Below are 15,346 nucleotides of genomic sequence, written 5' to 3'. Positions count from 1 at the left end.
CGGACGGCGTCAGACGGCGAACCAGTGCTCCCGGGCCTTCATGATCAGCGCCTTGGCACGCGCCTCGTCCATGCCCGTGAGCTCGGTCAGTTCGTCGACGGCCAGATCGGCCAGGTCGTCGCGGGTGTGGATGCCCCCGTCGGCAAGCTTGGCGATCGTCTCGGCATCGAGGCCTTCCAGATCGCGCAGGTCCTGCGACACTTCCTCGACTTTCTCTTCCTTGGCAATCTCCATCGTCAGGAGCACGTCCTTGGCACGGTTGCGCAGCTCGTTGACGGTGTCTTCATCGAAGGCCTCGATCTCCAGCATCTCCTGGATCGGCACGTAGGCCACTTCCTCCAGGCTGGTGAAGCCTTCCTCGATCAGGATGTTGGCGACTTCCTCGTCCACATCCAGCTTTTCCATGAACAGCGTGCGGATCGCCTGGGTCTCCTCGGCCTGCTTGGCCTGGGATTCCTCCGCCGTCATGATGTTGATGCGCCAGCCGGTCAGCTCCGAAGCCAGGCGCACGTTCTGGCCGCCACGGCCGATGGCGATCGCGAGGTTCTCCTCGTCGACCACCACGTCCATCGAGTGGTGCTCCTCGTCGACCACGATGGACTGCACGTTCGCCGGCGCCAGCGCACCGATCACGAACTGCGCCGGGTCCTCGGACCACAGCACGATGTCCACGCGCTCGCCGGCCAGCTCGTTGGTCACGGCGTTCACGCGCGAGCCGCGCACGCCCACGCAGGTGCCGATCGGGTCGACGCGCTTGTCGTGCGAGACGACGGCGATCTTGGCGCGCGAGCCGGGGTCGCGGGCGCAGCTCTTGATCTCCAGCAGGCCCTGCTCGATCTCGGGCACTTCCTGGCGGAACAGCTCGACCATGAACGCCGGCGCGCTGCGCGACAGCATGATCTGCGGGCCGCGCGCGGTGCGGTCGACCTCCAGGATCACCGCGCGCACACGGTCGCCGGTGCGCAGGTTCTCCTTCGGGATCATCTCCGAGCGCTTCAGGCGGCCTTCCACGCGGCCGGACTCGACGATCAGGTCCCCCTTGTCGATGCGCTTGACCGTGCCGACGAAGATCTTGTCGCCGCGCGCCAGGAAGTCGTTGAGCAGCTGCTCGCGCTCGGCGTCGCGGATCTTCTGCAGGATCACCTGCTTGGCGGCCTGCGCGCCGATGCGGCCGATCGGCACCGACTCCACCGGCTCCTCGATGTAGTCGTCGACCTCGATGTCCGGGATCTGCTCGCGGGCCTCGAACAGCAGGATTTCCGAGTCGGGCTGCTGCAGCCCGGCCTCGTCAGGCACCACGTGCCAACGACGGAAGGTCTCGTAGTCGCCGGTCTCGCGGTCGATGGAGACGCGGATGTCCACCTCGCCGTCGTACAGCTTCTTGGTCGCAGACGCCAGCGCGGCCTCGACGGCACCGAACACCACTTCGCGGTCCACGCTCTTCTCGCGCGAGATGGCATCGACCAGCATCAACAGTTCGCGGTTCATGATGAAACTTGACCTCCGTCTTCTTGTGCGTTGGCTGAGGGCGCGTCAGCCGGCGCTGCGTTCCTGCCGCGGCGGCCTTTGAAGTCCACCACCGGCACCAGCCGGGCCTCGCGCACCTCGTCAATCGAAAAACTCAGGGCTTGATCTTGCTTGCCGTCGTTGAAGACGAGGCGCCAGCCGTCCCCCTCGGCCTCCAGCACGCCGCGATACTTCTTGCGGTTCTGGAACGGGACCTTCAGCGTGATGTCGACCTCCTGGCCGGCAAAACGCTGGTAATCCGCGGGCTTGCGCAGCGGGCGATCCAGACCGGGAGAGGATACTTCGAGCCGCTCGTAAGGCACACCCTCGACTTCCAGCAGGTATTGCAGCTGCCGGGTGACCTTCTCGCAGTCATCGACGGTGATGAATTCGCCGGTCGGGTCGCCAGGGACCTTGTCGATGAACACGCGCAGCAGCCCCCGCGCGTTGCGCTCGAGATCCACGACCTCGTAGCCCAACCCGACGACCGTGCGCTCGACGAGCGCCTGCCAACCTGCCTGACCTGCCACTTCCGACCGTACTCCAGCTCTCAAGACACCCGGCCAATCCGCCTTGAACCCCGCTGCGCGGCACGGGCGCAAAGGCATGCCGCCTCCCGCCCGAAGCCTTGAGCCCCAAGGAAAATCCGCCCGAGCAAAAAAAATGGGCTGGATTCCTCCGCCCACTGACCATGACTTAGCGAAACCTGGATTGTACGTTGCCCTGCAGGGCAAAGCAAGACCCGGGCCCGGTTTATCCCCCGGGTGGCAGCCGGGATTCCGCTGCCGCCCTTGCAGCTTCCCGTGGCCCCCGCCCCGGGGCCATGCGAAAATCGCGGATTCTTCACTTCTGGAGACATCATGGGATTTCTCGCTGGCAAACGCCTCCTGATCACCGGCCTGCTGTCCAACCGCTCGATCGCCTACGGCATTGCCAAAGCGTGCAAGCGCGAGGGGGCCGAACTGGCGTTCAGCTATGTCGGCGAGCGCTTCAAGGACCGGATCACCGAATTTGCCCGTGAATTCGACTCCGAACTCGTGTTCGAGTGCGACGTCGCCGACGACGCCCAGATCGAGAAGCTGTTCGCCGACCTGCGCCAGGCCTGGCCGACCTTCGACGGCTTCGTGCACTCGATCGGCTTTGCGCCCCGCGAGGCGATCGCCGGCGACTTCCTGGACGGCCTGTCGCGCGAGGCCTTCCGGGTGGCGCACGAGATCTCGGCCTACAGCTTCCCGGCGATGGCCAAGGCCGCCACGCCGATGCTCAACCCCAACGCGGCGCTGCTGACGCTGAGCTACCTGGGTGCGATGCGCTACGTGCCCAGCTACAACACCATGGGCCTGGCCAAGGCCTCGCTGGAAGCCAGCGTGCGCTACCTGGCCGCCAGCCTCGGCCCCAAGGGCATCCGGGTCAACGGCATCTCGGCCGGCCCGATCAAGACCCTGGCTGCCTCGGGCATCAAGGGCTTCAGCAAGATCCTGGAGATCGTCGAGACCAACGCCCCGCTGCGCCGCAACGTGACGATCGAGGACGTCGGCAACGTCGCCGCCTTCCTGCTGTCGGACCTGGCCTCGGGCGTGACCGCCGAGATCACCTACGTGGATGCCGGCTTCAGCCAGGTGATGGGCGGCGCCGCCGAGCCGCCGGCCGCCTGAGCACCCGAGCCCTCCGCCGCTCCATGCAAAAGGCCCGCACGATGCGGGCCTTTCTTCATGGGGCGACGGCCTGCCGGCCGGGGCATCAGACGCTCTTGACGCAGTCGACGTAGTAGGTCGCGTTGCCTGCGTCGTCGACCTCCTGCACCAAGCCGTGCACGTCGGTGTCGAAGCCGGGAAACTTGCGGTTGAACTCGCGCACGAAGCGCAGGTAGTCGACGATCTTCTTGTTGAAGCGCTCGCCCGGGATCAGCAGCGGGATGCCCGGGGGGTACGGCGTCAGCAGCGAGGTGGTCACCCGCCCTTCCAGCCGGTCGATCTCGACCCGGTCGGTCTCCCGGTGCGCGATGCGCGCGTAGGCGTCGCTCGGCTTCATCGCCGGCTGCAGGTCCGACAGGTACATGTCGGTGGTCAGGCGCGCGATGTCGCTCTTGGCGTACATCTCGTGGATCGCCTGGCACAGGTCGCGCAGGCCCATCTGCTCGTAGCGCGGGTGCTGGGCGCAGAACTCCGGCAGGATGCGCCACATCGGCTGGTTCTTGTCGTAGTCGTCCTTGAACTGCTGCAGCGCGGTCAGCAGCGTGTTCCAGCGGCCCTTGGTGATGCCGATGGTGAACATGATGAAGAACGAGTACAGGCCGGTCTTCTCGACCACCACGCCGTGCTCGGCCAGGTACTTGGTGACGATGGACGCCGGGATGCCGGTGCGGGCGAACTGGCCGTCCAGGTCCAGGCCCGGGGTCACGATGGTGGACTTGATCGGGTCCAGCATGTTGAAGCCGTCGGCCAGGTCCCCGAAGCCGTGCCACTTCTCGGCGCCCTTGATGATCCAGTCCTCGCGCTCGCCGATGCCTTCGGTGGCGAGCTTGTCCGGGCCCCAGACCTTGAACCACCAGTCGCTGCCGAACTCCTTCTCGACCTTGCGCATCGCGCGGCGGAAGTCCATCGCCTCGCGGATGCTCTCCTCCACCAGCGCGGTGCCGCCGGGGGCTTCCATCATCGCCGCAGCGACGTCGCACGAGGCGATGATCGCGTACTGAGGCGAGGTGGACGAGTGCATCAGGTAGGCCTCGTTGAACAGGTGCCGGTCCAGCTTGCGGTTCTGCGAGTCCTGCACCAGGATCTGCGACGCCTGGCTCAGGCCGGCCAGCAGCTTGTGCGTGGACTGGGTCGAGAACACCAGCGAGTCGCGCGTCTTGGCCGCGCCCTTGCCCATCGCGTGCATGCCCTCGTAGAACTTGTGGAACGCGGCGTGCGGCAGCCAGGCCTCGTCGAAATGCAGGGTGTCGATGTAGCCGTCGAGCATCGACTTGATGGTCTCGGTGTTGTAGAGCACGCCGTCGTAGGTGCTCTGCGTGATCGTCAGGATGCGCGGCTTGACCTTCTTCGGGTCCACGCCCTTGAGCAGCGGGTTGGCGGCGATCTTCTTCTCGATCGCCTCGCGGCTGAACTCGCTCTGCGGGATCGGGCCGATGATGCCGTAGTGGTTGCGCGTGGGCGTCAGGAACACCGGCACCGCGCCGGTCATGATGATCGCGTGCAGGTTGGACTTGTGGCAGTTGCGGTCCACCACCACCACGTCGCCCGGCGCCACCGTGTGGTGCCAGACCATCTTGTTCGACGTCGACGTGCCGTTGGTGACGAAGAAGCAGTGGTCGGCGTTGAAGATGCGCGCGGCGTTGCGCTCGGACGCGGCCACCGGGCCGGTGTGGTCGAGCAGCTGGCCGAGCTCCTCCACCGCGTTGCAGACGTCGGCGCGCAGCATGTTCTCGCCGAAGAACTGGTGGAACATCTGGCCGATCGGGCTCTTCAGGAAGGCCACGCCGCCGGAGTGGCCCGGGCAGTGCCACGAGTAGGAGCCGTCCTGCGCGTAGCCGACCAGGGCACGGAAGAACGGCGGCGCCAGCGAATCCAGGTAGCTGCGGGCCTCGCGGATGATGTGGCGCGCCACGAACTCGGGCGTGTCCTCGAACATGTGGATGAAGCCGTGCAGCTCCTTGAGCACGTCATTCGGGATGTGCTCGGAGGTGCGGGTCTCGCCGTACAGGTAGATCGGGATCTCGGCGTTCTTGAAGCGGATCTCGCTGACGAAGGCGCGCAGGTTCTTCAGCGCCGCGTCCACTTCCTCCTTCGAGCCGGAGCCGAACTCCTCGTCGTCGATCGACAGGATGAAGGCGCTGGCACGGCTTTGCTGCTGGGCGAACTGCGACAGGTTGCCGTAGCTGGTCACCCCCAGCACCTCGAAGCCCTCCTTCTCGATCGCCTCGGCCAGCGCCCGGATGCCCAGGCCGGAGGCGTTTTCCGAGCGGAAGTCCTCGTCGATGATCACGATGGGAAAGCGAAAGCGCATCATGGGGCGGCCTCGGGAATCAGGCTGAAAACGGCGAATCGCGAAGTGTAGAACTTTGCGGGCCCGGCTGCGATGCACTAGGGCAAGGCCGACCCCGGCGATCCCCGAGGCCGCCGGCGGCCGCCGTGCGCGCCCCTGGCCGCGCCGGCCACGGCGTACACTGCCCCCGGGTCGTGACCGGGAACACACGAGAAGGAGGGAACACCGATGGATTTCGGCTCAGCCACCTGGTGGTGGGTGCTGGCGGGCATCGCCGTCGCGGCGGAACTGGCCACCGGGACGTTCTACCTGCTGATGCTCGCGCTCGGCCTGGCCGGCGGCGCGCTGGCCGCCCACGCCGGGCTGTCCCTGCCGCTGCAGGTCACGGCCGCGGCCATCATCGGCGGGGGCGCGGTGGCAGCCTGGCGGGTGCACCGCAAGAAGCAGCCGCCGCCCGCGCCGGTCACCGCCAACCCCGAGCTGATCCTCGACATCGGCCAGCGGGTCCACGTCTCCCGGTGGGGCGAGGACCGCACCGCCCGGGTGATGTACCGCGGCGCGCAGTGGACCGCCCGCTACGGCGACGCCGACCTGCCGCAGCCCGGCGAGCACGTGATCCGTGCCGTCGAGGGCAACATCCTGATCGTCCGGCGCCCGCCGGAGTGAACGCGACGATACCGACTGCCGCACCAAAGAAGGAGAGGAACCCATGGAAGTCGCCATCGTGCTGCTGGTCATCGCAGCCATCTTCATCATCCGCTCGATCAAGGTCGTGCCGCAGCAGCACGCCTGGGTGGTCGAGCGCCTGGGGCGCTACCACGCCACGCTGACGCCGGGCCTGAACTTCCTGGTGCCCTTCATCGACCGGGTGGCCTACAAGCACTCGCTGAAGGAAATCCCGCTGGACGTGCCCAGCCAGGTCTGCATCACCAAGGACAACACCCAGCTGACGGTCGACGGCATCCTGTACTTCCAGGTCACCGACCCGATGCGCGCCAGCTACGGCTCGTCCAACTACATCGTCGCGATCACCCAGCTGGCCCAGACCACGCTGCGCTCGGTGATCGGCAAGATGGAGCTGGACAAGACCTTCGAGGAACGCGAGGCGATCAACGCTGCCGTCGTCTCGGCGCTGGACGAGGCCGCGCTGAACTGGGGCGTGAAGGTGCTGCGCTACGAGATCAAGGACCTGACCCCGCCCAACGAGATCCTGCGCGCGATGCAGCAGCAGATCACCGCCGAGCGCGAGAAGCGCGCGCTGATCGCCGCCTCCGAGGGCCGCAAGCAGGAGCAGATCAACATCGCCACCGGCGAGCGCGAGGCCTTCATCGCCAAGTCCGAGGGCGAGAAGCAGGCCGAGATCAACCGGGCCCAGGGCGAGGCCGCCGCGATCACCGCGGTGGCGACCGCCACGGCCGAGGCGATCCGCCGCATCGCCGAGGCGATCCGTGAGCCGGGCGGCATGGACGCGGTCAACCTGAAGGTGGCCGAAAAGGCCGTCGAGGCCTACGCCCAGCTGGCGCAGAAGAACAACACCATGATCGTGCCGGGCAACATGACCGAGGTCTCCGCGCTGATCGGCACGGCGATGAGCCTGATGCGCAACGCCCAGGGCAGCGCACCGCGCTGATTCTTCGCTACAATAGCGGGCTTCGCCGCGGCGGCATCTCATCCCATCGGCTGCGGCGTCCGGTCACCCCGGAGAGATGGATGAGTGGTTTAAGTCGCACGCCTGGAAAGCGTGTGTGGGTTAATAGCCCACCGCGGGTTCGAATCCCGCTCTCTCCGCCAACAAATGCGCGGCCTGCGCCACCCCGGGTTCGCAAGAGCCCATCCAAGCCCCGCCTGCCGGGGCTTTTTTGTTGGCCGGCCTCGACGCGGGCGGGTGCAGCACGCAGCTGGTGCTCCGCGGCGAGACTGCCTGGCCGCGACTGCAACAGGGTGGGCGCAGGCCGTCAGCAGAGCAGTCCCAGCCCGATCGCGGCACACGTCCAGGGACGCAGGAAGGGCCGCGTGGCGGCAAGCGCATGCGCCGCAGCACAGGCACCGCGCCCGTCCGGCGGATGCGCCATGTCCGTCGACACCTTGGCACCCCTTCCGGACGACGGCCGCTCCCGGGGGGCCGGGGTCTCCACGGCAGCGCCCTGCCTTCCGGCCCCTGCGGCACAATCGGGCTCGCCCGCTGCCGCCGCCTTGCCACGGATGACGGGTGCCGGGCCCAGCACCTGCCGCCTTCCGAACGCCATGCCGCCTGCTGCCACCGCCGCCCCTGCGCCTGCAGTGCCGCCCGACGTCCCACCGCCTGCCGGCTGGGCGCAAGCGCCCCTGCCGCACTGGGACCTGCGCCGCAACTGCTCGCTCACGCCGCGCCAGTGCGTCCTGGCGCTGGGCGTGCTGGCGGCGATGACGCTGGCCCTCGCCCTCGCGATGTGGGGTGCCGGTTTCCCGCTGGTCGCGCCGTACGCGCTCGTCAACGTGGCGGTGATCGCCGTGGCCATGGTGCAGTACGCCCGGCGTGCACGCGACGGCGAGACGCTCACGCTGACGCCCGACGGGCTGGAGGTGCACCGCCGCTGGCGGGGCGCCGAGTCGGTCGAACGCTTCGACCTGCGCTGGGTGACGCTGGACCGTGCCACCGATGCGGGTGCACCCATCGTGCTGCGCGAACGCGGGCGCGTCCTCGAGGTCGGGACGCAGGCCACGCCTGCGCGGCGCCGGGCGGTCGAACAGGAGCTGCGCGTGGCGCTGGCGCAGTCCCGCGCGGCCGCGGCCGCCGGCGCGGCGGCTTGACGCAGCCACCCGGTCCTCGCGGGCCGCGCCCGCAAACCCGCGCCTGCGGCAGCGGTACTGCCTGAGGCCCTGCCGGAACGCGAAGGCCTGCCTATACTGCCGCGCTTCTTCCTGCGGCGCGCCGCGGCCCCGCCGGGCTCGGCCCGCCCTCCCCGTCCATCATTCCCTCACGCAGTATCCCGATGAGCTCTTCCCCCAGCGGCCGTCCGGCCGGTTTCCGCTTCAACCACTCGATGATCCGCGTGAAGGACCCCGCGGTGTCGGTGGCCTTCTACACCCAGGTGCTCGGCATGACCCTGGTGCGGCGCCTGGACTTCGAAGACATGAAGTTCTCGCTGTACTTCCTCAAGTTCGTCGAGGACGCGGACGCCCTGCCCGCCTCCGACGCCGAACGCACGACGTGGATGTTCTCGCAGACCGGCGTGCTCGAGCTGACCCACAACTGGGGCACCGAGTCCGACCCCGACTTCGCCTACCACAACGGCAACGCCCAGCCGCAGGGCTTCGGCCACCTGTGCATCTCGGTGCCCGACCTGGCCGCCGCAGTGAAGTGGTTCGACGCCAACGGCGTGGCCTTCGTCAAGCGCCCCGAGGACGGCAAGATGAAGGACATCGCCTTCATCAAGGACCCCGACGGCTACTGGATCGAGATCGTCCAGCCGGACCTGCTCGGCCAGCTCGGCACGAAGGCCGCCTGAACCTCGCGGCGCCTGCCGCCTGCTGAACCTGCAACCGCCGCCCGGGGCACGGCCCGGTGCCGTAGCGGATGGCGAGGTCGGCCTCCCCGGCCGCCACGTCCACCGGCGCTTCGTCGGCGTGCAGGTACAGCTCGATCCGGGGGTGCCGGGCACGGAACGCCGCCAGCCGCGGCAGCAGCCATTGCGCCATGAAGGCGCGCGTGGTCGAGAGCGTGACGCTGGCCGCCTGGCGCTGCGCCCGCAGCGCGGCCACGGCCTCGGCCATGGTGTCGAAACCGGCGCTCAGCGCCGGCAGCAGCTGCCGCCCCGGCGGGGTGAGGACGACCTGCCGGGTACGCCGCTCGAACAGCGCCAGGCCGAGCTGCTCTTCCAGTGCCTTCACCTGATGGCTGATGGCCGCCGGCGTGACCGACAGCTCCTGCGCGGCACGCTTGAAGCTGCCCAGCCGGGCAGCCGCCTCGAACGCACGCAGCTGCGACAGCGGCGGCAGGCGACGCGGGGTGTTCATGAGTGAATCGCGTTCATCCGACGGGCAAGATCTTATCGGTTGTCGCCTCTTGTCCTGGATGGGAGATTGACGACCTGGACAGGTCAATCTGATTCACCCATTCACGGAGGTCTCCATGCTCACCCTGCTTCACATCGACGCCAGCGCCCGCCCGGGGCGTTCGAATGCGCAGCCCCACGGCTCCCACACCCGGCGCCTGAGCGCCCGCTTCGTGGCGCGCTGGCAGGCCCTGCGCCCCCAGGACCGCGTGCGCTACCGCGACGTCGGCGCCGCCCCGCCCGCGCCGGTCACCGGGCGCTGGATCCACGCGGCGTTCACGCCCGAGGACCGGCGTGAACCCTGGATGCGCGAGGTGCTGAAGGACAGCGACGCGCTGGTCGACGAACTGCTGGGCGCCGACCTGATCGTCGCCGGCGTGCCAATGTACAACTTCGGCGTGCCGGCCGGCTTCAAGGCCTACATCGACAACATCGTGCGGGTCGGCCGCACCTTCGGCTTCGACCGCAGCCGCCGCGGCGATCCCTACTGGCCGTTGCTGGCCGACGCCGGCAAGCGGCTGGTGGTGCTGAGCTCGCGCGGCGACCACGGCTACGGGCCCGGCGGGCGCATCGAATCGATGAACCATGTCGAGCCGTCGATCCGCACCGCGTTCGGCTACATCGGCATCACCGAGATGCACACGGTCGCGGTGGAGTACGACGAGTTCGCGGACGAGCGCCTGCAGGCCAGCCTGGCCCAGGCCGAGCGCGAGGTCGACGCGCTGGTCGAGCGGCTGGCGGGTGCCGTGGCATCGCGGCCGCAGGCGGCAGGACGCACGGACTGCGCAGCCACGACCTGAGTCGCGTGCCGCCCCGTGGCGGGACACTTGTTCGCGCATCGCCACGGCGCGCCATCGCGGCGCATGCGACGCCCCATGGCGGTCCGCGGCGGCGGGCACGACAAAACAAAACGGGCGCCCCGCAGGGGGCGCCCGTTCCCGGTTTCAGGCAGGAACCTGATCAGCGGACCACGGCGATCTGCTCGCGCTTGCCACCGCGATAGGTGAACAGCGTCAGCGCACCGTTCTTCAGGTCACCCTTCTCGTCGAAGCTGATGGTGCCCGTCACGCCCTTGTAGCCGTCGGTCTTGGCCAGCACCGGCAGGTACTTGGCCGGGTCCCAGGAGTCGGCCTTCTGCATCGCGGTGGCCATGACCATCACGGCGTCATAGACGTACGGGGCATACAGCTGCACGTCGATGCCGAACTTCTTCTTGAAGGCGGCCTTGAAGTCGTCCATCGCCTTCTTCTCTTCGCCTTCGACGCCACCGGCCTCGGCGCAGACCACCTGGTCGTCGGCCAGCGTGCCGGCCGCCAGCTTCGGCAGTTCACCCGTGCAGATGCCGTCGCCGCCCATGAACTTGGCGTTGATGCCCAGCGACTTCATCTGGCGCAGCATCGGGCCGCCCACGGCGTCCATGCCGCCGTAGAAGACGATGTCGGCCTTCTTGGCCTTGATGGAGGTCAGGATGGCGGTGAAGTCCGTGGCCTTCTCATGGGTGAACTCGCGCGCCACGACGGTGCCGCCGGCGGCCTTCACGCCCTTCTCGAACTCGTCGGCCACGCCCTGGCCGTAGGCGGTGCGGTCGTCGATGACGGCGATCGCCTTGCCCTTGAGGGTGTTGACGGCGTACTTGCCGAGCGTGTTGCCCAGGTGCACGTCATCGGCCACCACGCGGAAGGTGGTCTTGAAGCCCTGGCGGGTGTAGCGCGGGTTGGTCGACGACGGCGAGATCTGCGGGATGCCGGCGTCGCTGTAGATCTTCGAGGCGGGAATCGTGGTACCCGAGTTCAGGTGGCCCACCACGCCATGGACACCCGAGTCCACCAGCTTCTGGGCGGCGGCGGTGCCCTGCTTCGGGTCGGCCGCGTCATCCTCCGCCAGCAATTCGAACTTGACCTTCTTGCCGCCGATCGTCACGCCCTTGGCATTGAGTTCGTCGATCGCCATGCGGGCACCGAGCTCGTTGTCCTTGCCGAGGTGCGCAATGTTGCCGCTGGTCGGACCGACGTGACCGATCCGCACCACCGCATCCTGGGCCAGCGCCACGCCAGCCAGGCCCAGGGCGACCGCGCCTACGACCAGGTTGTATTTGAATTGCATGAAAAGCCTCCTAGTGGGAAAAGTTGAGACTCGGATTTGATTACTCAACGGCCGGAACAATACTCGAAAAGATTTCCGGTTTCCTGCGGGAATCCTCTAAGGAAACCGTCCCTCGCGGGTCAACCTTCGGGCAAATACCGGATCCACCCGAGAGGTTCGGGGGCCGTTGAAGCAAGAGGCAGGCCACCTCGTGGCCGCACGTGCAAGGCAGGGGGGAAAAACGCCGCGGCGCCTCAGCGCTGCCGCAGGCGGGCCAGCTCCTGGGCCACGGCGCGGGCCACCACCTCGCGCAAGGTGGCCGCGAGCTCGACGCGGGTGTCGCGGATCAGCTGGTCGGCCATGCGTGCCAGCGCGGGCGTGAGGGTCTCGCGCAGGCGGTATTCCAGCATCAGGTCGATCTGGCGTTGCAGGTCTGCCAGCACGCGCTGCGTCAGCGCGTCCTCGCCCTCGGCGGCAAGCAGGAAGGCCGGTGGCTTGGGCGGCCCTTCCAACAACGGCGCGACCGCCGGTTGCGGCTCGGCTTGCAGCGCAGGTTGCGGCTGCGGTGCGGGCGCGGCCGGCGCCGCGCCCTGATCCGGACCAGGCTGCACCACCTCGGTGAGGGTGGGCACATGCCGGGGCGGCACGGGTCTGCCCGCGTTCATCGCCCCCCCCTCCTGTCCGACAGCATCGGCCGATTCATGACGCCGCCCCCACCTCGTGTCGCTGGATCGTGTAGCCGCGATCCCCGTAGTGGCGCCAGCGGCGTCGCGCGGCCTGGCGGTCCCGTTCGTCGGTGGAGACGATCTCGATGAGCCGCGCGAAGCGCTCGAAGCCTTCGGGCACCTCGTCGCCCAGGTTCACCAGCACGCCGTGGTGCGGCACGTCGGCCGCCGAAGGCGCCAGCCAGACCCGCGTGTAGCGGCCGACCACGCCGCCGGACTGCTTCGTCGAGGCGTGCGGAATGAACTCGAGCTGGTCGAAACTCCACAGCGCCCGGTCGAGTTCGGCCAGCAACGGTGCCGGACCGAGCACGCCGACTTCCGCCGCGCTGCGGTACGCCTTGCGCAGCAGGCGGCAGGCGTAGCCGAGCTTGTCCGGCACGTTGAAGTGGAAGGCGATCTCGGTCACCCGGGCACGCTCCTTCAGCTGGACTGGCGCAGCAGGAAGTGGGTCAGCAGGGGCACCGGGCGACCGGTGGCGCCCTTGGCGGCCCCGCTCTTCCAGGCCGTGCCGGCGATGTCCAGGTGGGCCCAGCGGTACTTGCCGGCGAAGCGGCGCAGGAACATCGCCGCGGTGATCGCGCCGCCGGCGCGCCCGCCCACGTTGCCGACGTCGGCGAAGTTGCTCTTGAGCGCCTCGTCGTACTCCTCGTCCAGCGGCATGCGCCAGCACGGATCGAGCGCCTGCTGGCCCGACTCGCTCAGCGCGTGCGCCAGCTCGTCGTCGGCAGTGAACAGGCCCGAGCGGTGATGGCCCAGCGCGATCACGCAGGCGCCGGTCAACGTCGCGATGTCGATCACGGCGGCCGGTTTGAAGCGCTCGGCATAGGTCAGCGCGTCGCAGAGGATCAGGCGCCCCTCGGCGTCGGTGTTGAGGATCTCGATGGTCTGGCCCGACAGGCTGGTGACCACGTCGCCCGGCTTGACCGAGCGGCCGTCGGGCATGTTCTCGCACGCCGGGATCAGGCCGACCAGGTTGATGCGCGGCTTGAGCTCGGCAATGGCGCGGAAGGTGCCCAGCACGCTGGCCGCCCCGCCCATGTCGAACTTCATCTCGTCCATCTCGGCGGCCGGCTTGAGCGAGATACCGCCGGTGTCGAAGGTGATGCCCTTGCCCACCAGCACGGTCGGCGCCTTGGTCTTGCCCGCCCCCTCGTAGCGCAGCACGATGAAGCGCAGCGGCTGCTCGGAGCCCTGCGCCACCGCGAGGAAGGCGCCCATGCCGATCTTCTCGACCCCCTTGCGGTCGTACACCTCGACGCGCAGGCCGAACTGCCTGGCCAGCTGCTTCGCCTGCTCGGCGAGGAAGGTCGGCGTGGCGTGGTTGGCCGGCCGGTTCGCGCACTCGCGCGCCAGCGTGACCCCGGCGGCGATGGCCTGGCCGCGTGCCAGCCCCTGCTGCAGCGCCTTGGCCTCGGCCTTGTCCCCCACCAGGGACACCTTGTTCAGGCGCGGCGCCGGCGGGGCGCTCGGCTTGGTGTGGCGGTAGACGTACAGCGCCTCCGACACCGCCGTGACCAGCGCCTCGGCATGCCCGGGCGTCAGCCCCTCCGGGGTGGCCGCGGCGAAGGCGGCATGGCGGGTGCCGCCGCTCTTGAGCGCGTTGACCGCATCGGCCGCCGCCTTCCTGAAGGCCTTGGGACTGGCATCGGCCGCAGCGGCGAACACCAGGCGCGGCGCGCGCACGCCCTGCGGGCGGTGCAGGCACAGCACGCGGCCGGGTTTCGACTCGAAATCGCCTTGCGCGACGGCCTCCTTGAGCAGGGCAGCCAGTGCACCGTCCAGGCGTTGCTTCTTGACGTCACCGGCGACCACCACGACCAGCGCGTCGGCTGCGATGTCGGCAAGGCCCGCAGCAGGCAGGGAGAGAAATCTGAAGTCCATAATGTCGCGTTGACCTGAATTCATCGATGTTATTCGATTCCTCCGTCCGTCGAGAGCTGGCGCGCAGTTTCGGTGCGACGCTGGTGGTCTTGCTGACCATCGTGCTGACGATGATGCTGATCCGCACGCTGGGCCAGGCCGCCAGCGGCTCGATCGCGCCGCAGCACGTGGTGCTGGCCATGGGCTACACGGTGCTCGGTCACCTGCCCACCCTGCTGAGCCTGTCGCTGTTCGTCGCCGTGGTCAGCTGCCTGTCGCGCATGTACCGCGACAGCGAGATGACGATCTGGTTCGCCAGCGGCGTGCCGCTCGGCCGCTTCCTGCGCCCGGTGCTGCGCCTGGCCGCGCCGGTGCTGGCGGTGATCGCGGTGCTGGCGCTGCTGGTCTGGCCCTGGGCCAACCAGCGCAACGCGGACCTGCGCGACCTGTACGAGCGACGCTCCGACCTGTCGCGCGTCGCGCCGGGGCAGTTCCAGTCCTCGCGCGACGGCAACCGGGTGTTCTTCATCGAGCGCAACACCGAGGACGGGCGCACCGGGCGCAACGTGTTCGTGCTGATCCGCGCCGACAACCGCGAGGCGGTGACCTCGGCCACCACGGGACGCATCGAGCTCGAGGGCGAGGACCGCTTCCTGGTGCTGAGCCAGGGCCAGCGCGTGGACCGCGACTTCGAGACCGACGAGAAGAACATCGCGCAGTTCGAGACCTTCCGCATCCTGGCCGGCGAGAAGGCCGTGGCACGCAACGAGAACCTGCCACCCAAGGCGCGCTCGTCGCTGGAGCTGTGGCGCCACCCGAGCGCGCGGAACCTGGGCGAACTGGTGTGGCGCATCGGCCTGCCGCTGACGGCCTTCAACCTGCTGGTGCTGGGCGTCGGCCTGTCGGCGTCCAACCCGCGGCGCGGAGGCAGCTGGAACCTGCTGTTCGCGCTGCTGACCTTCATCGTCTACTTCAACCTGCTGAACCTCACCCAGGGCTGGGTGGCCGGCGGCAAGCTCACCCCGCTCAAGGCCCTGCTGCTGGTGCACGGCGGCGCGGCCCTGGCCGGCTGGCTGGTGCTGCGCTGGCGCGAACGGGGCGTCGCCGGACTGTTCGGCCTGGGCCGGCCGCGCACCGCGGCGGCATGACGGCATC

General features: G+C 68.7%; 15 protein-coding genes and 1 tRNA gene. 8 read left to right on the top strand and 8 right to left on the bottom strand.

The annotated features are described in order from the left end of the window. Positions 1 to 9: 9 nt before the first annotated feature. Entirely contained in the window at positions 10 to 1,488 is a 1,479-nt protein-coding gene (nusA, locus tag IS481_RS08215) for a transcription termination factor NusA (protein ID WP_104356582.1), read from the bottom strand. After that, positions 1,485 to 2,036: a ribosome maturation factor RimP gene (gene rimP, locus IS481_RS08210; protein ID WP_232529505.1), complete on the bottom strand. Its 552-nt coding sequence runs from the start codon at positions 2,034 to 2,036 to the stop codon at positions 1,485 to 1,487. Before rimP ends, nusA begins: the two co-directional genes overlap by 4 nt. Before the next feature lie 330 nt (positions 2,037 to 2,366). Here rimP and fabI point away from each other — a divergent pair, with 330 nt between their 5' ends. Beyond that, a complete protein-coding gene (fabI, locus tag IS481_RS08205; RefSeq protein ID WP_104356580.1) occupies positions 2,367 to 3,161 on the top strand; it encodes an enoyl-ACP reductase FabI in 795 nt (264 codons plus the stop codon). 85 nt (positions 3,162 to 3,246) lie between these two features. Here the strand turns inward: fabI and IS481_RS08200 are convergent, their stop codons facing one another. Beyond that, a complete protein-coding gene (locus IS481_RS08200) occupies positions 3,247 to 5,514 on the bottom strand; it encodes an arginine/lysine/ornithine decarboxylase (RefSeq protein WP_104356579.1) in 2,268 nt (755 codons plus the stop codon). Between the two features lie 204 nt (positions 5,515 to 5,718). On the opposite strand from IS481_RS08200, the gene IS481_RS08195 reads away from it, so the two are divergent. The 5 genes from IS481_RS08195 (at position 5,719) to gloA (ending at position 8,978) form a co-directional block, all read left to right on the top strand. Continuing rightward, positions 5,719 to 6,156 (top strand): NfeD family protein, encoded by a 438-nt coding sequence (locus tag IS481_RS08195; protein WP_104356578.1) that lies wholly within the window; start codon positions 5,719 to 5,721, stop codon positions 6,154 to 6,156. A 43-nt stretch (positions 6,157 to 6,199) separates the two neighbouring features. After that, complete coding sequence (locus IS481_RS08190) at positions 6,200 to 7,120, top strand: SPFH domain-containing protein (RefSeq protein WP_104356577.1); 921 nt, start codon at positions 6,200 to 6,202, stop codon at positions 7,118 to 7,120. A gap of 70 nt (positions 7,121 to 7,190) precedes the next feature. Then, a tRNA-Ser gene (locus IS481_RS08185) sits at positions 7,191 to 7,281 on the top strand. Positions 7,282 to 7,734: 453 nt separating this feature from the next. Next, entirely contained in the window at positions 7,735 to 8,280 is a 546-nt protein-coding gene (locus IS481_RS08180) for a DUF2244 domain-containing protein (protein WP_165908607.1), read from the top strand. Positions 8,281 to 8,462: 182 nt separating this feature from the next. Continuing rightward, a complete protein-coding gene (gene gloA / locus IS481_RS08175; RefSeq protein WP_104356575.1) occupies positions 8,463 to 8,978 on the top strand; it encodes a lactoylglutathione lyase in 516 nt (171 codons plus the stop codon). Here the strand turns inward: gloA and IS481_RS08170 are convergent. Continuing rightward, positions 8,902 to 9,486 (bottom strand): LysR family transcriptional regulator, encoded by a 585-nt coding sequence (locus tag IS481_RS08170; protein WP_104356574.1) that lies wholly within the window; start codon positions 9,484 to 9,486, stop codon positions 8,902 to 8,904. The two genes, gloA and IS481_RS08170, sit on opposite strands and share 77 nt — an antisense overlap. 115 nt (positions 9,487 to 9,601) lie before the next feature. Here IS481_RS08170 and IS481_RS08165 point away from each other — a divergent pair, with 115 nt between their 5' ends. Next, entirely contained in the window at positions 9,602 to 10,324 is a 723-nt protein-coding gene (locus IS481_RS08165; RefSeq protein ID WP_104356573.1) for an FMN-dependent NADH-azoreductase, read from the top strand. A 160-nt stretch (positions 10,325 to 10,484) separates the two neighbouring features. Here the strand turns inward: IS481_RS08165 and IS481_RS08160 are convergent, their stop codons facing one another. The 4 genes from IS481_RS08160 to IS481_RS08145 all read right to left on the bottom strand — a co-directional run bounded on the left by IS481_RS08160 (position 10,485) and on the right by IS481_RS08145 (position 14,212). Then, positions 10,485 to 11,627, bottom strand: coding sequence for a branched-chain amino acid ABC transporter substrate-binding protein (locus tag IS481_RS08160; protein ID WP_104356572.1), 1,143 nt, complete (start codon positions 11,625 to 11,627; stop codon positions 10,485 to 10,487). A gap of 233 nt (positions 11,628 to 11,860) precedes the next feature. Further along, on the bottom strand, positions 11,861 to 12,271 hold the full coding sequence (locus IS481_RS08155; protein WP_132763237.1) for a hypothetical protein: 411 nt from the start codon (positions 12,269 to 12,271) through the stop codon (positions 11,861 to 11,863). 34 nt (positions 12,272 to 12,305) lie between these two features. Beyond that, the gene (locus tag IS481_RS08150; protein ID WP_104356570.1) at positions 12,306 to 12,737 is read right to left on the bottom strand and encodes a DNA polymerase III subunit chi; all 432 of its coding nucleotides are present in this window, start codon (positions 12,735 to 12,737) and stop codon (positions 12,306 to 12,308) included. A 14-nt stretch (positions 12,738 to 12,751) separates the two neighbouring features. Next, positions 12,752 to 14,212: a leucyl aminopeptidase gene (locus IS481_RS08145; protein ID WP_104356569.1), complete on the bottom strand. Its 1,461-nt coding sequence runs from the start codon at positions 14,210 to 14,212 to the stop codon at positions 12,752 to 12,754. 26 nt (positions 14,213 to 14,238) lie between these two features. Between IS481_RS08145 and lptF the strand changes: the two genes are divergently transcribed. Then, positions 14,239 to 15,339, top strand: a complete 1,101-nt coding sequence (gene lptF / locus IS481_RS08140) for an LPS export ABC transporter permease LptF (RefSeq protein WP_104356568.1) — start codon at positions 14,239 to 14,241, stop codon at positions 15,337 to 15,339. Positions 15,340 to 15,346: the final 7 nt, after the last annotated feature.

It is taken from the genome of Caldimonas thermodepolymerans (genome assembly GCF_015476235.1).
GTDB lineage: Bacteria > Pseudomonadota > Gammaproteobacteria > Burkholderiales > Burkholderiaceae_C > Caldimonas > Caldimonas thermodepolymerans.
This window is presented reverse-complemented; position numbering and strand designations above follow the sequence as displayed.